Genomic DNA, 20,719 nt, shown 5'->3' with positions numbered 1-20,719 from the left:
GGAGAGATACGCTGCGACCACGCTAACAAGCAGCCTGGACAGGAGTCGATATGCCGTTTGGCCATGACATGGTGCATTCGCTGGCCACCGTTGTCGAACTGGTCAACACCTCACCGTCCACGGGCGGCGACGACGGCATGGCCACGCTGGCGGAGCTGCGGGCGTTCGCGGAGTCGCGGCAGATGAGCGGCATCACGACGCTCACGCCGCGCGACCTCGTCCAGGTGCGCAGGGTGCGTGAGGCGTTCCACCGGGTGTTCACGGCGCCCGACCTGCCGACGGCGGTGCGCATACTGAACGGGCTGCTCGCCGAGACCCGCATCACGCCCAGGCTGACCGAGCACGACGGGCATCCGCTGCACGTCCACTACTTCGCTGCCGACGCCTCGCCGGCCGAGCACCTGGCGGCCGACTGCGGGGTGGCGCTGGCCCACCTGCTGGTGGAGGGCGAGTGGGAGCGGCTGCGCACCTGCTCGGCGCCCGACTGCGAGCACGTGTTCGTGGACGAGTCGCGCAACCGCTCCCGCGTCTACTGCGACAGCCGCACGTGCGGCAACCGCATGCACGTCGCCGCCTACCGCGCCCGCCGCCGCGCCTGACGGCCTCCACGGGGGCCTCGCGGCCCGGAGCGGGTCCCCGGGGCCGGGGACCGCGTCATGATCGCCTCTGGGGCCGCTCAGGCCCCCTGGGACGCGGAGGGTGCCGGCGCTCGCCGCGGCCCCGCGGTCAGACCTGGTTCGGCACCGCGCCGCCGTAGCGCCTGTCGCGCTTGGCGTAGATCTCGCAGGCCTCCCACAGGTCCCTGCGGTCGAAGTCGGGCCAGAGGCGGTCGAGGAACACCATCTCCGCGTACGCCGACTGCCACAGCAGGAAGTTCGAGAACCGCTGCTCGCCGGAGGACCGCACGAACAGGTCCACCGCCGGGATCTCGGGCTCGTCGAGGTAGCGGGCGAACACCTTCTCGTCGACCTTCGAACGCTTCACGCGCCCGGCGGCGAGGTCGTCGGCCAGCCTCAGCGCCGCCTCGACGATCTCGGCCTGGCCGCCGTAGTTGACGCAGAACTGCAGCGTGAGCGTGCGGTTGGCGGCCGTCATCTCCTCGGCCGTCTGCAGCTCGGAGATGACGCTCCGCCACAGGCGGCCCGGCTTGCCCGCCCAGCGCACGCGTACGCCCATGGCGTGCAGCTCGTCGCGGCGGCGGCGGATCACGTCGCGGTTGAAGCCCATGAGGAAGCGGACCTCCTCGGGCGAGCGCTTCCAGTTCTCGGTGGAGAACGCGTACGCGCTGAGGTAGGGGACGCCGAGCTCCAGCGCCCCCTCGATGACGTCGAACAGCGACGCCTCGCCCGCCTTGTGCCCCTCGGTGCGCGGCAGGCCGCGTGACTTGGCCCAGCGGCCGTTGCCGTCCATGACGACGGCCACGTGCCTGGGCACCAGGTCGCGCGGGATGGGCGGCGGCGTCGCGCCTGACGGATGAGGTGACGGAGGTCGGACGTTCACGCAAGCTCCCTTTCGACGTGTCGGAGAGAGCGTATTCCGTGTTCCAGGTGCCATTGCAGGTAAGCGGCGACCAGCCCGCTGCACTCGCCGCGGTGGCGCGGCTCGGAGGCGTCGGCGGCGGCCCAGTCGCCGCGCAGCAGCGCGACCATGAGCCCGATCGTCTCGGGGGCGGGCACGGCCGAGCCCGCGGGGCGGCACGCGCCGCAGACGACGCCGCCCGCGACGATGGCGAACGCCCTGATCGCCGGGGCCCGGCACTTGGCGCACGCCTCCAGCGCGGGGGCGTAGCCGGCGACCGCCAGGGAGCGCAGGAAGTACGCGTCGAGCACCAGCCTGGCCTCGTGGGCGCCTTCCGCCAGCGTGCGCAGCCCGCCGACGAGCAGCAGGAACTGCCGCAGCGCCGGCTCCTTCTCGCCGTGGGTCAGCTTGTCGGCGGTCTCCAGCATGGCGCTGCCCGCGGTGTAGCGCGGGTAGTCGGACGCCAGCGACTCGCCGTACGGCCTGATGGTCTCGGCCTGGGTGACCACGTCGAGGGTGCGGCCGGTGTGCAGCTGGAGGTCGACGTGGGTGAACGGCTCCAGCCTCGCCCCGAAGCGGGACGTGGTGCGGCGCACGCCCTTGGCCACGGCGCGGATCTTGCCCGTGCGCCTGGCGAGGAGGGTGACGATGCGGTCGGCCTCTCCGAGTTTCTGTGTCCGGAGGACCACGCCTTCGTCACGGTAGAGACTCACTCGCACATCTTACGGCCCGCATGGCCGACGTTTACGGGCATGCTCAAGTGACTCGACTTTGCGTAACCCTCACTAGACTTTGACGTCTGTCCCCGCATTACCCGTTGTTCAACCCCCCGCTACTGCCTCGAAAGGGAGTCATGACCCGCGTGGTCCTGCTGGGCTCTTCGCCCGGCCCCGACACCTCTCCGACCGGCCTGAGGCTGGCCGCGCTGCCCGGCAACCCCTCCGTGGCCGAGCGGCTCCACGGCCAGCTCACCTCGTATGATCCGCGGCCGGCCAGGATCGAGACCTCCGACGTGGCGGCCGCCCTGCGAGCCCTGGCCGACGTCGCGGAGTCGGCGACGGAGAGCCTCTTCATCATTCCGGAGAACTCGGTCGTCCACGACGAGCTGATCTACCAGATCAGCAAGGCCAAGCGCGGCGCGCTGGCGCTCATCGCCAAGGAGCCGCGTCCGGACATGCCGGAGGAGGCGCCGGAGGACGTCGTCCCGATCGACGAGGCCGAGCCCGAGATCGGCATGAGCCGGCTGGAGGGGCTGCCCGTGCGGGCCCGCGCCGGCAAGTCCCGCATCGTCTCGGTCGGCACCGCGAGCCACGCCGTGACCAGGCCGAACGCGGTGCTGCTCGGCCCGCTGCACATCAGCGCGCGCAACGCGCCGACGCTCGCGCAGACCTGCCGCGAGCTGGCGGCGATGGCGCACACGTTCGGCCCGGACGACGACCTCGTGCAGATCGTGGCGTTCGGCCTGGTGCGCAACGGCGTGTCGCTGGGCGTCAGGGGCCGCCGCGACCTCTTCTACCGCAGGGTCACCACCCAGGAGGAGGTCAACGAGGCGGGGGCCGAGATGGCCGGCATGGACGAGGACCGCGCCAGGCTCAACAACGCGGTCAAGGGCGCCGACGGCTTCTTCACCACGTACTTCGTCTCCACGTACTCGCGTTTCATCGCGCGGTGGGCGGCCAGGCGGGGGCTGACGCCGAACCAGGTGACCCTGATCTCGATCACGCTCGGCGTGGCCGCCGCGGCCTGCTTCGCCACCGGCAGCAGGCCGTGGATGGTCGCGGGCGGGCTGCTCATCTACTTCGCGTTCGTCTTCGACTGCGTCGACGGTCAGGTCGCGAGGTACGCGCGCAAGTTCGGCGTGCTCGGAGCGTGGCTCGACGCCACCTTCGACCGGTTCAAGGAGTACGTCGTCTTCGCCGGCCTGGCCATCGGCTGGGTCGTGTCGGGCAACGGCGACGACATCTGGATCCTGGCGCTGGCCGCCATCGGCCTGCAGTCCGTACGCCACCTGCTCGACTTCTCCTTCGGCATCGCCAACCGGCGCAAGCCGCCGTCGCCCCTCCCGACGCTGCCCCTCGACGCCCCCTCCGACCGCGACCTGCGCAGGGCGCTGGAGCGGCGCAAGGTCGAGCGCAGCCACGGCGTCCGCGGCGTGCTGAAGATGTGGACCAAGGCCGGCCGGTTCCGCGCCGTGCACTGGCTCCGCAAGATGATCGTGTTCCCCATCGGCGAGCGGTTCGCGGCCATCGCGATCACCGCCGCCCTCTTCGACGCCCGCATCACCTTCCTCACGCTGGTGATCTGGGGCACCGTCGCCGCCGCCTACACCCTCACCGGACGCCTCATGAGGTCGCTCGTATGATCACCCAACCGCAGGCCGCCGCCACCCCCACGCCGGATCCCGACGAGGAACGCCGCCGCATCCAGACCGCCCGTCTGCTCGCCTACCGCGACGACGGCCCCCTCGTCCAGGCCCTGGCCGGCAAGCTCGGCAAGGGCCTGCCTCCCGTGCCCATGACGTTCGCCGCCCTGCTGGCGGTCGCCGTCGTGGGCGCCGCGGGCCTGCTCGAACCCGGCCCGATCCTGCTGCTGCCCGTCCTGATCGTGCTGGCGCTGGTGCTGCCCACCGCCCCGCGCGACCACCTGGGCCGCTTCGACTGGCTGACCCCGCCGCTGCTGCGCGGCGCCGAGTTCCTCACCATGATCCTGGTGGGGCTGGCGTCCGACGCGCCGAAGTGGCTGCTGTTCGTCCTCGTGTACGTCGTGGGCTACCACACGTACGACACCGTCTACCGCACGCGGCAGAGCATCTGGCCGCCCGCCTGGGTGTTCCACGCGGGGCTCGGCTGGGAGCTGCGGCTGCTGATCATCGGCGTGGGCGCGGCCCTCGACCTGGTCACGCCGGTGCTCGCGGTGCTGACGGCGTACCTGTTCGTGCTGTTCGCCGTGGAGAGCGTGACGAGCTGGGTGCGCCTGGACAAGGCGTCCGCGCAGGCGAGCGCCGACTCGGAGCAGGACCTCGAGGCGTCCCCCGAGGACGTTCTCGAGCAGGCCACGGGCGAGGCCGACAAGGGCTGACCGGCCCGCCGCCCGACGGCGCCGCGCGGGGCTCACGACGAGCCCGGCGCGGCGCCGTCGCCGTTTCCCCGGCCTTCCCCGGCCTTCCGCGGCGGGGCGGGCACGGGGCGGGCACGGGGCGGGCACGGGGCGGCGCGCCCCGGAAGGCCCCGCGGGCTCAGGCGGGTGAGAGGCGGAGTTCCATGACGGTCTCGTCGCCGAAGACCTGGCCGGTGGGGACGAACCCGGCGGAGGCGTACAGGGCCGTGGCCGCGGCGTTGTCGGCGCGGACGCCGAGCCGCAGCACGGGCGCGCCGAGCTCGTCGCGTACGTGGGCGATGACCTGCCGCAGCGCGGCCCGGCCCAGGCCCTTCCCCTGGTGGGCCCGGTCGATCATGAGGCGGTACAGCCACACCTCGCCGTCGTCGGGGTCGGGGCCGTACATCGCGAAGCCCACGGCCTGCCCGTCGTGCATGACCGCCCTGGTCAGGAAGCCCGGCAGGAAGCGGCTCTCCGCGATGGAGTACAGGTTCGAGGCGACGAGGTGGCGCTGGTCGTCGGCCACGGCCAGGTCGGCCACGTCCTCCCAGGTCTCCCGGCACAGATCGTCAAGGCTTACCCGAATCGTCATGAGGCATGACTAGCGGATCGCGGCCCCGGCCGTCATGTGGATTTCCGGGCGGTCAGCCGGTGGACGCGCGGACGACGAGGCGCACCGGCAGCACCACGGAGGTGGTGTGGCGGCCCTCCATCCGCGACAGCAGCAGGCGGGCCAGCGCCAGCGCCTGGTCGGCCACCGGCACCCGCACCGTGGTCAGGGCCGGCGTGGTGGCCGACGCGACGTCGCCGTCGCCGAACCCGGCGACGGCCAGGTCGCCGGGGACCAGCTGGCCGGCCTCGCGCGCGGCCCGCAGCGCCCCGACGGCGAGCCGGTCGCTCGCCGCGACGATCGCGTCGAGCCCGGGGTGGTCGTCGAGGAGCCGCGCGGCCGCCGCCGCCCCCGACCCGGGGGTGCCGTCGGCGGGCACGACGACGGGCTGCAGCCCGGCCGCCAGCGCCGCCTCCCGGTAGCCGGCGATGCGCTCCTGCGTGGCGGGCAGGTCCATCGGCCCGCACAGCATGCCGATGCCCCTGCGCCCGGTGGCCAGCAGGTGCCGGGTGACGGCCGCCGCGCCGCCCGCGTGGTCCACGTCCACGTACGGCACCAGCGACGCCACGGGTGGCCTGCCCAGCAGCACCATGGGCACGCCGGTGCGGGCGAGCCGCTCGGTGAGGGGGCCCGGCCGTTCCGGCGGGAGCAGCACGACGCCGTCGGCGAGCCCGGCCTCGACGTGGGCGGTGACCCGCCGGTGGCTCTCGGCGGTGTCGGCCAGCATGAGGGTGATGCGCTTGCCCGCGGCCTCCAGCACGCTGGTGACGTACTGGACGACCGCGGAGACGAGCGCGTCGCCGCCCTGGGCGGGCACGGACAGGACGAGCGCGACGGAGTCGGTGCGGCGGGTGACGAGGCTGCGGGCGGCGGCGTTCGGTACGTAGCCGAGCTCGCGCACGGCCCGCATGACCTCGGCCCTGACCTCGGGGCTGACGGACGCCTCTCCGTTGACGACGCGCGAGACCGTGGCCCTGGAGACGCCGGCGCGGGCGGCGACGGTCTCCAGGGTGGGCCGCTTCGGGCGGGACTCGGGCAGGCCGTTGCGCCTGACCAGGTCGCGGTACCACAGGGCGCTGTCCTTCAGCCTGCGCCGCTGGGTGGCGAAGTCGACGTGGACGAGCCCGAACTTGCGCTGGTAGCCGTCGGCCCACTCCAGGTTGTCGAGGAGGGTCCAGACGAGGTAGCCGCGCACGTCGGCGCCCTCCTCGACGGCGGCGTGCACGGCGCGGACGTGTTCCTCGACGAAGCGGGCCCGCTCGACGTCGTGGATGCCGTCGGGGGTGACGGTGTCGGCGAAGTCGGCGCCGTTCTCGGTGATCATGAGTTCGAGCCCGGGGTACTCGCGGGTCAGCCGCCGCAGCAGCGGCGGGAGCGCGTCGGGCACGATCGGCCAGCCCATGGCGGTGACGGCCGTCGGCACGGTGCAGAAGAGCACGCCCTCGCTGCCGGGGAAGGCCGGGTCGGCGGGCTCGCTGGGCTGCGCCTGGACGACGGACGGCGTGTAGTAGTTGACGCCGAGCAGGTCGAGGGGCTGGGCGATGGCGTCGAGGTCGCCGTCGCGCAGGTGGCCGAGCCCGGCGTGCCGCTCCACGACGGGGAGCAGGTCGGCCGGGTAGGCGCCGCGCAGCATCGGCTCCAGGAACTGCCGGTGCACGAGCGCGTCGATCCTGGCCACCGCCTCGGCGTCCTCGTCGGACAGGGCCCTGCCCGGGTCGCGTACCTGGGCGGGGGTCATGACCGGGGTGAAGTTCAGCACCGCGCCGATGTCGCGCGCCCCTGCCTCGCGCATGACGCGGGCGGCCAGGCCGTGGCCGAGCAGCAGGTGGTGGGCGGCGCGGAAGGCGTCGGCGGCGGAGCGGCGGCCCGGCGCGTGGATGCCGGAGCCGTAGCCCAGGAACGCGGCCACCCACGGCTCGTTGACGGTGAACCAGGTGCGCACCCGGTCGCCCAGCCGGGCGTGGACGGCGGCCGCGTAGTCGGCGAACCTGTACGCGGTGTCGCGTTCGGGCCAGCCGCCGCGGTCCTCCAGCGCCTGCGGCAGGTCCCAGTGGTAGAGCGTCGCGTACGGGGCGACGCCGGCGGCGAGCAGTTCGTCCACGAGCCGGTCGTAGAAGTCGAGGCCCGCCTCGTTGACCTCGCCCGAGCCCTCGGGCAGCACGCGCGGCCAGCTCACGGAGAACCGGTAGGCCGCCAGGCCGAGGTCGCGCATCAGGCGGACGTCCTCGCGGTAGCGGTGGTAGTGGCCGCAGGCGTCGCCCTGACCTGTCGAGAAGGTGTCCCAGATGGACGGGCCGCGGCCGTCGGCGGAGGCCGCCCCCTCGATCTGGTAGGCGGACGTGGACACTCCCCAGACGAAGCCCTCGGGGAAGCTTGCTCTGCTCATGCGGCGACGGCCCTCCGGCGTGCGATCAAGGGCCCAGTCTCCCCCGCGTGCTCGTCGCGCGCCAACCTGGCTCCAGGCTGTATACAGGGCGCGTGGAACTGGACCGGCTCGATCGTGACATCATCGCGGCGCTCGTCGACGACGCCCGCGCGACCTACGCGGACATCGGCCAGCAGGTGGGGCTGAGCGCGTCGGCCGTGAAGCGGCGCGTGGACCGCCTGCGCGAGACCGGCGCGATCACCGGCTTCAGCGCCAGGGTCGCGCCGCAGGCGCTCGGCTGGACCACCGAGGCGTACGTCGAGCTGTTCTGCCAGGGCAAGACGAAGCCGTCGGACATCGCGCTGGCCGTGGCCAGGTACCCCGAGGTGGTGGGGGCGGCCACGATCACCGGCGAGGCCGACGCGCTGCTGCACATCAGGGCGACCGACGTGCGGCACGTCGAGCGGGTGATCGAGCGCATCGCGGCCGAGACGTTCGTGGTGCGGACCAAGAGCTCCATCGTGCTGTCCAGGCTGGTGGAGGCCCCTCCGGGGGCGGCCGTGCCGGAGGCGCGCAACGGATCGCCGGTTCCGAGCTGAAACGCGCAACAGAACTGCGCCAACACGCAACGCCAACCGCTTGGCCTGCGGAAACGTCGCTTCTTAGGCTGTGTCCGTCCCGGTTCGCGGGATACATCCACGCCACGTTGACGGAGTTCTGCATGCCCAAACACTTCCTGATGTGCCCCCCGGAGTACTTCACGGTCGAGTACGCGATCAATCCGTGGATGCGTCCCGAGGACGGCGCCGACCGGGACGTGGCGCTGCGCCAGTGGGAGGGGCTGAAGTCGGCGTACGAGGAGCTCGGGCACGAGGTCAGCCTGATCGACCCGATCGAGGGCCTGCCCGACATGGTGTTCGCCGCGAACGGCGCGACGGTCGTGGGCGGGCGGGTCTACGGCGCCCGGTTCGCGTTCCCCCAGCGCGGCCCCGAGGGCCCGGCCTACCTGCGCTGGTTCGCCGAGCGCGGGTACCCGACGAAGGAGGCCGAGCACGTCAACGAGGGCGAGGGCGACTTCCTCACCCTGGACGACGTGATCCTGGCCGGCACCGGCTTCAGGACGCACCTCGTCGCGCACCAGGAGGCACAGGAGTACCTCGGCCGCCCGGTGATCTCGCTGACGCTGGTCGACCCGCGGTTCTACCACCTCGACACGGCGCTGTTCTCGCTGGACGGGAAGAACGTCGCCTACTACCCCGGCGCCTTCTCCGCGGGCAGCCTGGAGGTGCTGCGCAGGCTGTTCCCCGACGCCGTGCTCGCCACCGCCGAGGACGCGGAGGTCCTCGGGCTGAACGCGGTCAGCGACGGCACGAACGTGCTCGTCAACGCCGAGGCGACGGCCCTCCAGCTTGAGCTCAAGCGGCGCGGGTACGAGGTCATCCCGCTCGACCTGTCGGAGCTGCGCAAGGCGGGCGGCGGCCCCAAGTGCTGCACACTGGAGATCAGGGGGGAGAACTCATGACGACGAGCGCCGAGCTGATCGAGGTCAGCGAGCGCCGCAGCGCGCACAACTACCATCCGCTGCCCGTGGTGATCCACGAGGCTCACGGCGCGTGGGTCACCGACGTCGAGGGCAGGCGGTACCTGGACTTCCTGTCCGGCTACTCGTCGCTCAACTTCGGCCACGGCCACCCCGCGATCATCCAGGCGGCGCAGGAGCAGCTGAAGAACCTCACCCTGACCAGCCGCGCCTTCTACCACGACCAGTTCGCGCGCTTCTGCTCCGGGCTCGGCGACCTCACCGGCAAGGACATGATCCTGCCGATGAACACCGGCGCCGAGGCCGTCGAGACGGCGCTCAAGGTCGCCCGCAAGTGGGGCTACCAGGTCAAGGGCGTCGCGCCCGAGCAGGCCACGATCATCGTGATGGACGGCAACTTCCACGGCCGCACCACCACGATCATCAGCTTCTCCACCGACCCCGACGCGCACGACGACTTCGGGCCGTACACGCCCGGGTTCAGGATCGTCGAGTACGGCTCGGCCGACGCCATCCGCGCGGCCATCGACGACACCACCGTGGCCGTGCTGCTCGAACCCATCCAGGGCGAGGCCGGCGTGCTGGTGCCGCCGGACGGCTACCTGGCCGAGGTGCGCGAGATCTGCTCCGCCGCGGGCATCCTCATGATCGCCGACGAGATCCAGTCGGGCCTGGGCCGTACCGGGCGGACGTTCGCCTGCGACCACGAGGGCGTCGTCCCCGACGTCTACATCATGGGCAAGGCGCTCGGCGGCGGCGTGGTCCCCGTGTCGGCCATCGCGGCCGATGAGGACGTCCTCGGCGTCATCAGGCCGGGACAGCACGGGTCCACGTTCGGCGGCAACCCGCTGGCCTGCGCGGTCGCGAACGCCGTCATCGAGCTGCTGAACACCGGCGAGTACCAGAGCAGGGCCGCCAAGCTGGGCGACGTGCTGCACGCCCGCCTGGCCGAGATGGTCGGCCACGGCGTCGTGACCGTGCGCGGGCGCGGCCTGTGGGCGGGCGTCGACATCGACCCCGAGCTCGCCACCGGCCGCGAGGTGTCGAAGGCGCTCATGGAGCGCGGCGTGCTGGCCAAGGACACCCACGGCTCGACGATCCGGCTCGCGCCGCCGATCGTCATCGCCGAGGAGGACCTCCTCTGGGCGGTGGACCAGCTCGCGGACGCCATCGCCTCGTTCCGCCGCTGACGGCTTCCGCAGGCGGGTGAGGGCCCGGTCACCACGCGGTGACCGGGCCCTCTCCGGTCCTGGCTAGGAACCGGCGCCCGGTGCGGCGGGCTCGGGGGCGGTCTCCGTGGGGGCCACCGGGGGCGCGGGGACGGTCTCCGTGGCGGCCACGCCGGACTCCGGGACGGCCGGCGCGCTCTCGGACGGCGACCGCTTGACGGCCGGCGGGGCCGCGGGCGTCGCCGTCATGGTGCCGGTCACGGCCGGCTCCGGTCCCTCGGTCACGTTCTCCGGGGGCGACAGCGTGGCGGCGGGCGTCGGCTGCTCCGTCGGCGGGACAGCCGACGAGGGGCAGCCCCCGCCCGGCTCGGCGGTGGCCGCCTCGTCCGGCAGGCGGTCGGCGACGGAGACCTTCAGCTGCGCCGTCAGCGCCACCACGCTGCCCTCGGGCGCCTGGCCGGCCCGCTCGTCCACGACGGTCTGCCGCTCGCCGAGGAACATGTGGGTGGCCGGGTCGAAGATGAGCTGGGTGAGCGTGCCCCCCGCCGTCCGGCCGAGCGCCACGCCCTTGCGTCCCGCGGAGTCCTCGACGCCTTCCGCCACCTGGGTGCCGGGGATGCCCTTGACCGCCTCGAACAGCGCGTCTCGCTGCGCCTTCGGCAGGTACGTCTCCCTGACCAGGTCACCGGCCGCCCCGAAGGCGCGCTCGTCCCTGTCCACGTCCTTCTCGTCCGCGGCAGTGTACAGGCGCTCGCGCAGCGCGGCCGGGTCGGTGGGGAGCGTGCTCAGATAGGTGTAGTCGCTGCGGTGGGGCGCGCCGGGGCAGGCGGCCAGGGTGGTCCAGAGGGAGCTCTGCCGGCCCTCGGCGTCCTTCGGCAGCTCGCGCTGCCCCGGCCACGGCCTGGGCTCCCTGCCCTCGATGAGGAGCAGCCCGTCGGCGCTGCCGTCCACCGACTGCCAGATCTTCCTGTGGGTGCGGTAGAGGTGGCGCGACTCCTCGCCGTTCCTGCCCATGGTCATCGAGCCGTACATCGTGTCCGACTCGACCAGGATGAACTGGCCCGGCCTGGGTTCCAGGTCACCGGCCGGCGGCTCGGCGACGGCGGCCGACTGCGTCGCGCCCGCGGCGGCCGCCAGGTGCTCCTGGGGCCGGCCGGACAGGGCCGCGGCCACGCCGCCCACGAGGGCGACGGTCACGCCGAACGCCGCCACCGCCTGCCAGCCGAACCGCGGCAGGCGGAAGCGGCCCCCGCCGCGCGCCTCCGCCAGCAGCAGCTCGCGGGCCCGCGCCCGCGCCTCAGGCCGGTACGCGGGCGCCGGGGGCCGGCCCTCCGCGAACTGTCGAATCTCGTCATCCATGCTGGGGCTCCTCTGCGAAGGGATCGTTGCCACCGAGCGCCCTGCGCACCTTGGCGCGCAGCCGGTGCAGCCTGGAGCGGACGGTGCCCACGGGCACGCCGAGCGCGAGGGCGGCGTCCTCGTACGTCAGGTCGGCCCACGCCACCAGGAGCAGCAGGTCGCGCTCGGCGGCGCTGAGCCGGGTCAGGGCCCTGGCCAGCCTCGGCTGGAGCTGCTCGGCGGTGACCCGGTCGGCGCTGCGGTCGTCGAACGTGGCGGGCCGGTCCACGCTCATCCTGGACAGCGCGTGGGTGCGGCGCCGTTCGGCCCTCCTGTGCTGGCTGACGACCCTGGTGGCGATGCCGTACAGCCAGGGGCGCGCGTCGGGCCAGCTGCGGTCGTAACGCGCCCGGCCCCGGAAGGCGACGAGGAACACCTCGGCCGTGACGTCCTCGGCCAGTTCGGGGCCGAGACGCCTGGCGGCGTACCGGTGGATCTCGTCGGCGTGCCGGTCGAACAGCGCCGCGAACGTCTCGGGCTCGCTCAGCGAATGCCCGATCAGCGCTGAGTCGTCCAGCGTTTCGGGGATATCCCGCACACTCACCACGTGCCGGTCCTCTCTCATGCGGTCACCCTGTTGTTGGCCGCACCGCGAGGCCCGGTTCCCTGAAATTTCGGGTTATGGGGTCAGGAGGCGGACCGCCGCCACGCGCGCAGCCCCTCGGGCGCGCTCTCCGGGACGAACCCGGCCGCCTCCACCTCGGCCGCCAGCCGCGCGCCCGTCACCCCGTGGTAGACGCTGACGACCTCGTCCTCGCTGATGACGACCCCTCGCTGCCTGATCCGGTACAGGAACCGCGACCTGACCGTCTCGCCGTCCACCTCCAGCGTCTGGCCCCAGATCTCGTACGCGTGCCTGCCGACCCGGTACGAGGCCAGCCGCTCCGGCTCCCCGGGCCGCGGCGCGGGCCGCTCGCGGTGGTTGAGCACGAGCAGGCCGCCGGGCCTGAGCTGCCTGGCCAGGGTGGGCCAGAGCCGTTCGCGCCCGGCGGGCGTGAAGGCGTGCAGCACCGAGATCATCACGACGGCCCCCACGGGCTCGTCGAGATCGACGTCGAGCGCGCCGTACGGCAGCACGGTCACGCGGGAGCGCAGCTCGGCGTCGGCCGCGAGGCGGGACAGCAGGACGGAGCGCATGCCGAGCGACGGCTCGACGGCGAACACCTCCCCTTCCGTCTCCCGGGCGATGACCTCGGTGACGAGGCCGGTGCCCGCGCCGATCTCCAGGACGCCGTCGCTCACGTCCTTGATGAGCGCCGGGAGCCCGGCTCTGATCTGGGGGACGTGGCCGTCCTCGTGCCAGAGGTCGTAGAAGGGGACGGCGAGGGAGTAGTTGTCGTTGGTCACGAGAACCGAACGATAATGGTTTTCACCGTAATTGCACAGAATCGATGCGTCTGACGCCGTCGCCTGCCGCCTCGTACCAGGTGACGACGTCGGGGAACGTCAGGGTGGCCAGCGCGTTCTGGAACCAGGGTCCCTTGGTCACCCGCCAGCGGAACGGCGGCCTCGGGATGCCGGCGAGCCGGGCCAGGCCCGCTCCGACCAGCGTCGCCAGCCCGAACTGGGTGACGACGTTCGCCCAGCGCAGCACCCTGCTGAGCGGGTTGCGGATGGGCGAGCAGACGATCTGGTGCACCGGCGCGCGGTCGGCCCGCGCCAGGTAGGAGTAGTGGACGTCGCCGGAGAGGATCAGCACCGGCCTGCCCGCCCGCACGAGCAGCCGGGCGAGGTCCTCGAACGAGCGGCGGAAGGCCGCCCAGTGCTCCAGGTCGAAGGCCTGCCTGAACGCCTCCGACAGCCGCCGCGCCAGCGGGCCCCAGCGGCCGTCGCACAGGGCCTCGTTCCAGTTCTGCACCCCGTGGACGCCCTCCGGCAGCAGGAACGGGATGGACGAGCCGATGACCAGCCGTTCGGCGGGCGCGGCTACCTGCTCCTGCAGCCAGGCCCACTCCTCGGGGTCGAGCATGCGCCGGTCGCCGGGCGTGAGCTGCCTGGCGCACCTGGTGTCGACCATGACGAGCCTGGTGTGACCGAGGTCGCGGGCGTAGCTCCAGCGGTTGCTGCCGGGCTCGGCGTCGGCCTTCTCGGCGAACGCGTCGAGCGCGCCGCCGCCGTCGCCGCCCTCGCCGAGGGTGCGTAACAGCGGGTCGGCCGCGCGCTCGTCCGGGGACATGTTGCCGAGGTGCTGGTAGATCCAGTACGCCCCCAGCCCGGCCACGACGCGCCGCCGCCACCAGGGCGTTCTGGCCATCCGCTCGCGCCAGGGCTGCGAGGTGTTCCAGTCGTCGCGCAGGTCGTGGTCGTCGAAGATCATCGCGGTGGGCACGGTGGACAGCAGCCAGCGGATGTCGGGGTCGCTCCACGCCTGGCGGTACAGCTCGGCGTACTCCTCGAAGTCGGCGATCTCGTTCCGCGGCGCGGTGTCCCTGCGGGCGCGGATGAACTCCAGCATCTGCGGCGAGGGACTGTCGGCGTAGACCTGGTCGCCGAGGAGCAGCAGCAGGTCGGGCCACTCCCCCTCGCGCCACTTCCCCTCCGGGCTCTGCAGGGCGCGGGCGTAGGCGCGCAGGACGTCGTGCCCGTGGGTCAGCACGTACGCCGGGTCGTGCGGGACGCTGGTGCGGCACGAGCCGAACGCGAGCCGCCGGGGGCCCTCGGCGGGGAGCAGCCTGACCCGGCTGGGCGGCCGGCCCTCCAGCGGCCAGACGGCCTCGTCGTCCAGCCTGACGGTGTAGGAGTCGATATCCTGGCCGAGCTCGACGAGATCGACCAGATCGACGATCGCGTAGTGGTGCCCGTGCACGGTGAAGGTGGGCGACCGGTAAGCCCTGCCTGCGGCCTCGACGGCGACGGTGCAGGGCGCGGAGGTCTCCACCCAGATCGACGCACTGCGGGAATCGGCGTAACGCAGCATCGGCCCCAGCACGAGCGCGGGCATGCCACCCCCTGTTTTGGACGTTCCGGCGCGTTCAGGGAACCAAGCGTGCCAGAGTGGCACGTTCCCAGCACATTGATCACCGGCTTGGATTCATGAGACCAGATCGGCTTGGTCAGGACAACTGAAAAGCCTAGGCAACACCAAACGCCGCGCTCTAGGCTGATCACGACAAGAACGCCTAAATGGGATGGGCAATGGCGCCCGTCCCGCTGTTTCAGGCGTCCACACCAGGAGGATTTCCTGCCATGAGCATCATGGTGCCGTCAACGACGCCGGCGCTGACCACACCGGGGCGACAGGCCCTCGACTCCGCACTCCAGCAGCTCCACCAGGCGGCCGAGCACCTCGGCCTCGACGACGGGCTGCGGACCATGCTGGCCACGCCCCGCCGCTCGCTGACCGTCTCGGTGCCGGTCCGCCGCGAGGACGGCCGCATGGACGTCGTCCAGGGCTACCGCGTCCAGCACAACGTCTCGCGCGGCCCCGCCAAGGGCGGCCTGCGCTTCCACCCCGCCACCGACATCCACGAGGTCACCGCCCTCGCCATGTGGATGACGTGGAAGTGCGCCCTCGTCGGCATCCCGTACGGCGGCGCCAAGGGCGGCGTGGCCGTGGACCCGACCGCGCTCACCACCCGCGAGCTGGAGCGGCTCACCCGCCGCTACGTCAACGAGATCCTGCCGCTGATCGGCCCGGAGAAGGACATCCCGGCCCCCGACGTCGGCACGGACGAGCAGACCATGGCCTGGATCATGGACACCTACAGCGTCAACGCCGGCTACTCGGTGCCCGGGGTCGTCACCGGCAAGCCCATGACGCTCGGCGGCTCGCTCGGCCGCAAGGGCGCCACCTCGCGCGGCGTCCAGATCGCGGCGCTCGCCGCGCTCGGCCGCTCGCCCGAGGGCGTCACCGTGGCCGTGCAGGGCTTCGGCAAGGTGGGTGCGCTCGCCGCGCAGTACCTGGCCGACGCCGGCTGCCGGGTCGTGGCCGTCTCCGACGTCACCGGGGCCGTCCACGCGGCGTCCGGGCTCGACGTGGCGGCCGTGCGCGCCTGGGTGGAGGAGAGCGGCGGCGTCGCCGGGTACCCGCACGCCGACGCCCTCGGCCACGACGAGCTGTTCGAGCTGGACGTGGACGTCCTCGTCCCGGCCGCGCTCGAAGGCGTCATCACCGAGGAGAACGCGCCGAGGATCCGCGCCCGCCTCATCGTGGAGGGCGCCAACGGCCCCACCACCCCGGCCGCCGACGAGATCCTCGCCGCGAACGGCACCACCGTCGTGCCGGACATCCTGGCCAACGCGGGCGGCGTGATCGTGTCGTACCTGGAGTGGGTGCAGAACATGCAGGCGTACTCCTGGAGCTCCGACGAGGTCGAGGTGAAGCTGCGCGACCTCATGGAGGGCGCGTTCCGCGAGGTGAAGTCGCTCGCCACCGAGCGCGGCCTCACCCTCAGGGAGGCGGCGCACGTCATCGGCGTGGGCAGGGTGGCCGACGCGCACCAGATGCGCGGGCTCTACCCCTGATCGGCTCCTGACCGGCGGGAAGGCGGCGGCGCCGGGGATGATGGGTCCATGACCTACCCGGAACCCCGGTACCACGGCGACACCGGCCTCGTCGCCGCCACCTACCGCCCCGCGGGCCACGGGCCCGAGCTGACCTACGCGAACGGCAACACGGTGCACTACCTCGCCACCGGCGCCACCACCGACGGGCGGTTCGGGCTCTACCGCTGGGTGATGGGCCCCGAGCCGTCGGGCCCCTCGCCCCACTTCCACCGGTCGATCTCCGAGTCCTTCTACGTGCTGGAGGGCTCGGTGCGCATCTACGACGGCGCCCGGTGGATCGACACCGAGCCCGGCGACTGGGTGCACGTCCCCGAGGGCGGCGTGCACGCCTTCCGCAACGAGTCGGGCGCCCCCGCCACCATGCTCCTGCACTTCGCCCCGGGCGCGCCCCGCGAGGGCTACTTCGAGGGGCTGCCCGAGCTCGCGGGCAGGAGCGAGGAGGAGAAGGCGGAGTTCTTCATCCGCCACGACACGTACTGGGTCTCCTAGCCCGTCACCGTCCTCAGCCGATGGCGTCGACCAGGCTCTCCAGCTCGCGCATGAGCTGCTGAGTGCGTTCGGGGCCGAACGCGGCGGCGATCAGGCGGTGGTGCTCGGCCGCCGCGCCGTCGACGCGCGCCAGCAGGTCGGCGCCGCGCGCGGCGAGGAAGACCGCCACCCGCCGCCGGTCGCCCGCCGAGGGGCCGCGGTAGACCAGCGCCCTGTCGATCAGGCGGTCGACCGCCTTGGTCAGCGTGGGGTGCGGCATGAGCACGGCCTCGGCCAGCTCACCCATCGAGTGGCCGCGCCCGTCGGCCAGGGCGCGCAGGATGCGCCACTGCTCGACGGTGACGTCCTCGCCGGCCAGCGCCGCCGCGAGCCCCCGGTTCACGCTGCGCTCGGCGCGGCTGAGCAGGTACGCGAGGGAGGACCCGAGCCCGGTAACGGTCATTGTCGATCAGGTCCTTTCACCCGGGAGCCTCCCAGGAGGATACTCGTCGGCGTGGCGGCGATCGTCGATCCCTTCGAGGCGCGGCTCATCCCCTCGCGGGCGGTCAGGATCGGCCTGGTCGTCCCCGTGTCGGGAGTGCTCGGCCTGGTCGGCCCCTGCGCGATCAACTGCGCGGTGCTGGCGGCCGAGGAGCTCAACGCGCGCGGCGGCGTGCTGGGCAGGCCGGTCGAGCTGGTGCTGGTCGACGGCGGGCGCCCGGCGCGCGAGGTCGCGGCCGAGGTGGCCGGTCTCGTGGGCGACGGCGCCGTGCAGGCCGTGGCCGGCACGCACGCGAGCGACGTGCGGGTCGAGGTGGTCGCGGCGGTCGCGGGCCGCGTCCCGTTCGTCTACGCGCCGCCGTACGAGGGGGGCGGCCACGCGCCGGGCGTCTACTTCCTGGGCGAGACCCCCGGCCGGCAGCTCGCCCCCGGCCTCGCCTGGCTGACGCGGGCCCGCCGGGCCAGGCGCTGGTACCTGCTGGGCAACGACTACGTCTGGCCGCGCCTGGTCAGCGCCGGCGCGCGCAGGACGCTGCGGGCGCACGGCGCGACCGTGGTCGGCGAGGACTTCGTCCGCCACGGCGAGGCCGCCGACCGGCTCGACTGGCTCGACCGTCTCGACCGGGTGGCGGCGGCCCGGCCGGACGCCATCCTGTTGACGCTGATCGGCAGCGACCTGGTGGCCTTCAACCGGGCGTACGCGGCGAGCGGGCTGGGCGCGGCGCGGCTGTGCGGCGCGCTGGAGGAGCACGGCCTGCTCGGCATCGGCGGCGACGGCACCGGCGAGCTGTACGCGTCGATGGGCTACTTCCGCGACCTGCGCACCGACGCGAGCCTCCGCTTCGCCGAGCGGTACGCCGCCAGGTTCGGCCCGGACGCGCCGATGCTGAACGCGCACGGCCAGGGCGCGTACGAGGCGGTCGCGATGCTGGCGGCGCTCGCGGCCCGCGCGGGCTCGCTGGCGGTGCCGGAGCTCGACGGGGTGGCCGACGGCACGACGATCACGAGCGCGCGCGGCCGCCTCACGCTGACGGGCCGGCACGTCCACCACCCCGTGCATCTGGGCCGCGCGGACGGCCTCAATTTCTTGCTACAGAAACCTTTTCACTAGAAAGCAACTGGCTCTAAGGTGCGTAGCGCCCCCCACCCCATCGAGGAGCCTGCATGAGCAGCGTCGAGCAGTTCGGCTACCGCCAGGAGCTTCAGCGTTCCCTCGGCTTCGCCGACCTGATGATCTATGGCTTGATCTTCATGGTGCCGATCGCACCGTTCGGCATCTTCGGCACCGTCTTCTCAAGTTCCGGCGGGATGGTCGCGCTGGCCTACGTCATCGGGCTGGTCGCCATGGCCTTCAGCGCGCTGTCGTACGCGCAGATGGCCCGCGCCTTCCCCATGGCCGGCTCGGTCTACACGTACGCGGGACGCGGCATCGCCGCCCCGGTCGGCTTCCTGGCCGGCTGGGCGATCCTGCTGGACTACCTGCTCGTCCCCACCCTGCTGTACCTGGTCGCGAGCACGGCCATGAACTCGTTCGTGCCCGGCGTGCCGACCTGGGCCTGGCTGATCGCGTTCGTGCTGCTGAACACCGTGGTCAACTCGCGCGGCATCCAGATGACGGCGAGGATCACCAGGATCATGCTCGCCGCCGAACTGGCCGTGCTCGCCGTCTTCCTGGTCGTCGGCGTCGTCGCCCTGACCCAGGGCAAGGGCACCGCGGGCCCGCTCGCGCCGCTCTACGACTCCGGCACGTTCTCCTGGACGGTCGTCTTCGGCGCCGCCTCCGTCGCCGTGCTGTCGTTCCTCGGCTTCGACGGCATCTCGACGCTCGCCGAGGAGAACCGCGAGGACGCCGGCCGGCTCGGCCGGGCCATGATCGCCGCGCTGGCGCTGGCCGCCGCGCTGTTCGTGGTGCAGACCTGGGTCGCGGCGCTGCTGGTGCCCGACAGGGCGGCGCTGCTCGCCGGCCAGGGCCTGGACGACGCGTTCTACGACACCGCCTCCTACGCGGGCGGCGCCTGGCTCGGCGTGCTGTGCGCCGTCGCCACGGCCATCGCGTGGGGCTTCGCCAACTCGCTGGTCGCGCAGGCCGCCACCTCGCGGCTGCTGTTCGCGATGGCCCGCGACCGGCAGCTCCCCTCGTTCCTCGCCCGCGTGCACCCGCAGCACCGGGTGCCGGTCAACGCCACGTTCGCCGTCGCCGCCGTCTCGCTGGTGCTGGGCGTGGGCTTCACCTTCTACGCCGACGGCATCGCCCTGCTCAGCTCGCTGGTCAACTTCGGCGCCATGACCGCGTTCCTGCTGCTGCACGTCGCGGTCGTGGTCCACTACGCGGTGCGCGGCCGCAGCCGCGCCTGGCTGCCGCACGTCGTCGTACCCGTGATCGGCTTCGCCGTGCTCGCCTTCGTCGTCTACAACGCGAAGGTCGCGGCGCAGTGGCTCGGCGGCGTCTGGCTCGCCGTCGGCCTGGTCATCCTCATCGTCCTGTCCAGCCGGGGCCGCAAGCCGGTCCTGCCGAAGGAGGTTTCGTGAACGTCGTCTCCTACCGTCCCGCTCCGGAGGAGCTCAGCTACACCTTCGGGGGCCGCGCGCCCGTGGGGAAGGTACGGCCGGGCACGATCCTGGAGCTGTACACCGAGGACTGCTTCGGCGGGCGCGTCCGGACCGTCGACGACCTGCCGTCGGTGGTGTGCGAGTTCCCCTACCTCAACCCGGTGACCGGGCCGTTCCACGTCGAGGGCGCCGAGCCCGGCGACACGCTGGCGCTGCACTTCGTCTCGATCACCCCGGCCAGGGACTGGGCCGTGTCGACGACGTTCCCGCACTTCGGGGCGCTGACCGGCACCCACACCACCGCCATGCTCCAGCCGCCGCTGGAGGAGCGGGTGTGGCGCTACGACATCGACGCCGACAAGGGCGTCGCCGTCTACCACGCCCGCCGCAGCGACTTCAGCGTCGAGCTGCCGCTCGACCCGATGCACGGCACCGTGGGCGTGGCGCCCGCCGCCGGCGAGGCCCGCATGACGATCACCCCGGACGCCCACGGCGGCAACATGGACACCCCCGAGCTGCGCGCGGGCGTCACCGTCTACCTGGGCGTCAACGTCGAGGGCGCGCTGTTCTCGATCGGCGACGGCCACGGGCTGCAGGGCCACGGCGAGGTGTGCGGCACGGCGGTGGAGTCGGCCATGAACACCGTCGTGGCGGTCGAGCTGATCAAGGGCGTGGCCACCCCCTGGCCGCGGATGGAGGACGACCTGCACCTGATGTCCACCGGTTCGGCCAGGCCGCTGGAGGACGCCTACCGCATCAGCCAGCACGACCTGGTGACGTGGACGGCGTCGCTGACCGGCCTGGAGACGCTGGACGCGTACCAGCTCGTCAGCCAGGCGGGGCAGGCGCCCGTCGGGAACGTCTGCGACACCAACTACACCATGGTCGCCAAACTCCCCAAGACCTACCTGAACGGCCCCACCGTGTACGAATCCGCGCACGAGCGGCTGCGCGGCCTCGCTGCCCGGTACAGAGCTTAGGTAAACCTTGGTGTTGCA

General features: G+C 72.7%; 20 protein-coding genes. 11 read left to right on the top strand and 9 right to left on the bottom strand.

Annotated features, from left to right (window positions below; translation table 11 throughout):
- Nucleotides 1-50: 50 nt before the first annotated feature.
- Complete coding sequence (locus tag BMX74_RS15820) at nt 51-599, top strand: CGNR zinc finger domain-containing protein (protein WP_055503432.1); 549 nt, start codon at nt 51-53, stop codon at nt 597-599.
- A gap of 127 nt (nt 600-726) precedes the next feature.
- Here the strand turns inward: BMX74_RS15820 and BMX74_RS15815 are convergent, their stop codons facing one another.
- A complete protein-coding gene (locus tag BMX74_RS15815; protein WP_055503433.1) occupies nt 727-1,500 on the bottom strand; it encodes an isoprenyl transferase in 774 nt (257 codons plus the stop codon).
- Nucleotides 1,497-2,231, bottom strand: a complete 735-nt coding sequence (gene recO / locus BMX74_RS15810) for a DNA repair protein RecO (protein WP_055503434.1) — start codon at nt 2,229-2,231, stop codon at nt 1,497-1,499. Before recO ends, BMX74_RS15815 begins: the two co-directional genes overlap by 4 nt.
- 140 nt (nt 2,232-2,371) lie before the next feature.
- On the opposite strand from recO, the gene BMX74_RS15805 reads away from it, so the two are divergent.
- Nucleotides 2,372-3,880: a CDP-alcohol phosphatidyltransferase family protein gene (locus BMX74_RS15805; RefSeq protein ID WP_055503435.1), complete on the top strand. Its 1,509-nt coding sequence runs from the start codon at nt 2,372-2,374 to the stop codon at nt 3,878-3,880.
- Entirely contained in the window at nt 3,877-4,596 is a 720-nt protein-coding gene (locus BMX74_RS15800) for a DUF5941 domain-containing protein (RefSeq protein ID WP_055503436.1), read from the top strand. The genes BMX74_RS15805 and BMX74_RS15800 overlap by 4 nt, the downstream gene beginning before the upstream one ends.
- A 157-nt stretch (nt 4,597-4,753) precedes the next feature.
- Here the strand turns inward: BMX74_RS15800 and BMX74_RS15795 are convergent, their stop codons facing one another.
- Nucleotides 4,754-5,206, bottom strand: coding sequence for a GNAT family N-acetyltransferase (locus BMX74_RS15795; protein ID WP_091101050.1), 453 nt, complete (start codon nt 5,204-5,206; stop codon nt 4,754-4,756).
- A 52-nt stretch (nt 5,207-5,258) separates the two neighbouring features.
- Nucleotides 5,259-7,610 carry a GH1 family beta-glucosidase gene (locus tag BMX74_RS46490; protein ID WP_091101047.1) on the bottom strand — a complete coding sequence of 784 codons (2,352 nt, stop codon included), beginning with the start codon at nt 7,608-7,610 and terminating at the stop codon, nt 5,259-5,261.
- Nucleotides 7,611-7,702: 92 nt separating this feature from the next.
- On the opposite strand from BMX74_RS46490, the gene BMX74_RS15785 reads away from it, so the two are divergent.
- From BMX74_RS15785 to rocD, 3 genes are all read left to right on the top strand, one after another.
- Complete coding sequence (locus BMX74_RS15785; protein WP_055503438.1) at nt 7,703-8,188, top strand: Lrp/AsnC family transcriptional regulator; 486 nt, start codon at nt 7,703-7,705, stop codon at nt 8,186-8,188.
- A 122-nt stretch (nt 8,189-8,310) separates the two neighbouring features.
- Nucleotides 8,311-9,111 (top strand): dimethylargininase, encoded by an 801-nt coding sequence (gene ddaH / locus BMX74_RS15780; protein ID WP_055503439.1) that lies wholly within the window; start codon nt 8,311-8,313, stop codon nt 9,109-9,111.
- Nucleotides 9,108-10,319, top strand: a complete 1,212-nt coding sequence (rocD, locus tag BMX74_RS15775; RefSeq protein ID WP_055503440.1) for an ornithine--oxo-acid transaminase — start codon at nt 9,108-9,110, stop codon at nt 10,317-10,319. Before ddaH ends, rocD begins: the two co-directional genes overlap by 4 nt.
- Nucleotides 10,320-10,382: 63 nt before the next feature.
- Here rocD and BMX74_RS15770 read toward each other — a convergent pair whose 3' ends face one another.
- The 4 genes from BMX74_RS15770 to BMX74_RS15755 form a co-directional block, all read right to left on the bottom strand.
- On the bottom strand, nt 10,383-11,657 hold the full coding sequence (locus tag BMX74_RS15770) for a CU044_5270 family protein (protein ID WP_091101045.1): 1,275 nt from the start codon (nt 11,655-11,657) through the stop codon (nt 10,383-10,385).
- Complete coding sequence (locus BMX74_RS15765; RefSeq protein ID WP_236714710.1) at nt 11,650-12,240, bottom strand: RNA polymerase sigma factor; 591 nt, start codon at nt 12,238-12,240, stop codon at nt 11,650-11,652. Before BMX74_RS15765 ends, BMX74_RS15770 begins: the two co-directional genes overlap by 8 nt.
- Nucleotides 12,241-12,323: 83 nt before the next feature.
- The gene (locus tag BMX74_RS15760) at nt 12,324-13,043 is read right to left on the bottom strand and encodes a class I SAM-dependent methyltransferase (protein ID WP_055503443.1); all 720 of its coding nucleotides are present in this window, start codon (nt 13,041-13,043) and stop codon (nt 12,324-12,326) included.
- A gap of 22 nt (nt 13,044-13,065) precedes the next feature.
- Nucleotides 13,066-14,637: an alkaline phosphatase D family protein gene (locus tag BMX74_RS15755; RefSeq protein WP_063792019.1), complete on the bottom strand. Its 1,572-nt coding sequence runs from the start codon at nt 14,635-14,637 to the stop codon at nt 13,066-13,068.
- Nucleotides 14,638-14,882: 245 nt separating this feature from the next.
- Here BMX74_RS15755 and BMX74_RS15750 point away from each other — a divergent pair, with 245 nt between their 5' ends.
- On the top strand, nt 14,883-16,160 hold the full coding sequence (locus BMX74_RS15750; protein WP_082534908.1) for a Glu/Leu/Phe/Val family dehydrogenase: 1,278 nt from the start codon (nt 14,883-14,885) through the stop codon (nt 16,158-16,160).
- A 48-nt stretch (nt 16,161-16,208) separates the two neighbouring features.
- Nucleotides 16,209-16,691, top strand: a complete 483-nt coding sequence (locus BMX74_RS15745) for a cupin domain-containing protein (protein WP_091101043.1) — start codon at nt 16,209-16,211, stop codon at nt 16,689-16,691.
- A 13-nt stretch (nt 16,692-16,704) separates the two neighbouring features.
- On the opposite strand, the gene BMX74_RS15740 is transcribed toward BMX74_RS15745, so the two are convergent.
- Entirely contained in the window at nt 16,705-17,133 is a 429-nt protein-coding gene (locus tag BMX74_RS15740; RefSeq protein ID WP_055503445.1) for a MarR family winged helix-turn-helix transcriptional regulator, read from the bottom strand.
- Between the two features lie 51 nt (nt 17,134-17,184).
- Between BMX74_RS15740 and BMX74_RS15735 the strand changes: the two genes are divergently transcribed.
- Genes BMX74_RS15735 through BMX74_RS15725 form a run of 3 tightly spaced genes read left to right on the top strand, consistent with a single transcriptional unit; the run spans nt 17,185 to nt 20,701 of the window.
- Complete coding sequence (locus BMX74_RS15735; protein ID WP_236714711.1) at nt 17,185-18,282, top strand: substrate-binding domain-containing protein; 1,098 nt, start codon at nt 17,185-17,187, stop codon at nt 18,280-18,282.
- 53 nt (nt 18,283-18,335) lie between these two features.
- Nucleotides 18,336-19,700 carry an APC family permease gene (locus tag BMX74_RS15730; RefSeq protein ID WP_055503446.1) on the top strand — a complete coding sequence of 455 codons (1,365 nt, stop codon included), beginning with the start codon at nt 18,336-18,338 and terminating at the stop codon, nt 19,698-19,700.
- Nucleotides 19,697-20,701 (top strand): acetamidase/formamidase family protein, encoded by a 1,005-nt coding sequence (locus BMX74_RS15725; RefSeq protein WP_091101040.1) that lies wholly within the window; start codon nt 19,697-19,699, stop codon nt 20,699-20,701. Before BMX74_RS15730 ends, BMX74_RS15725 begins: the two co-directional genes overlap by 4 nt.
- The last annotated feature ends 18 nt before the right edge of the window (nt 20,702-20,719 follow it).

It is taken from the genome of Nonomuraea pusilla, from assembly GCF_900109355.1.
Taxonomy (GTDB): Bacteria; Actinomycetota; Actinomycetes; order Streptosporangiales; family Streptosporangiaceae; genus Nonomuraea; species Nonomuraea pusilla.
Note: the sequence above shows the minus strand (reverse complement) of the source record. Positions and strands in the feature narration are given on the sequence as shown.

What these genes read in the sequence shown, in the direction of transcription:
- BMX74_RS15730 (WP_055503446.1), top strand. Translation starts at nt 18,336, where the DNA reads ATGAGCAGCGTCGAGCAGTTCGGCTACCGCCAGGAGCTTCAGCGTTCC.
- BMX74_RS15740 (WP_055503445.1), bottom strand. Translation starts at nt 17,133, where the DNA reads ATGACCGTTACCGGGCTCGGGTCCTCCCTCGCGTACCTGCTCAGCCGC.
- BMX74_RS15820 (WP_055503432.1), top strand. Translation starts at nt 51, where the DNA reads ATGCCGTTTGGCCATGACATGGTGCATTCGCTGGCCACCGTTGTCGAA.
- rocD (WP_055503440.1), top strand. Translation starts at nt 9,108, where the DNA reads ATGACGACGAGCGCCGAGCTGATCGAGGTCAGCGAGCGCCGCAGCGCG.
- BMX74_RS15795 (WP_091101050.1), bottom strand. Translation starts at nt 5,206, where the DNA reads ATGACGATTCGGGTAAGCCTTGACGATCTGTGCCGGGAGACCTGGGAG.
- BMX74_RS15770 (WP_091101045.1), bottom strand. Translation starts at nt 11,657, where the DNA reads ATGGATGACGAGATTCGACAGTTCGCGGAGGGCCGGCCCCCGGCGCCC.
- BMX74_RS15800 (WP_055503436.1), top strand. Translation starts at nt 3,877, where the DNA reads ATGATCACCCAACCGCAGGCCGCCGCCACCCCCACGCCGGATCCCGAC.
- ddaH (WP_055503439.1), top strand. Translation starts at nt 8,311, where the DNA reads ATGCCCAAACACTTCCTGATGTGCCCCCCGGAGTACTTCACGGTCGAG.
- BMX74_RS15745 (WP_091101043.1), top strand. Translation starts at nt 16,209, where the DNA reads ATGACCTACCCGGAACCCCGGTACCACGGCGACACCGGCCTCGTCGCC.
- BMX74_RS15805 (WP_055503435.1), top strand. Translation starts at nt 2,372, where the DNA reads ATGACCCGCGTGGTCCTGCTGGGCTCTTCGCCCGGCCCCGACACCTCT.
- BMX74_RS46490 (WP_091101047.1), bottom strand. Translation starts at nt 7,610, where the DNA reads ATGAGCAGAGCAAGCTTCCCCGAGGGCTTCGTCTGGGGAGTGTCCACG.
- BMX74_RS15750 (WP_082534908.1), top strand. Translation starts at nt 14,883, where the DNA reads ATGAGCATCATGGTGCCGTCAACGACGCCGGCGCTGACCACACCGGGG.
- BMX74_RS15755 (WP_063792019.1), bottom strand. Translation starts at nt 14,637, where the DNA reads ATGCCCGCGCTCGTGCTGGGGCCGATGCTGCGTTACGCCGATTCCCGC.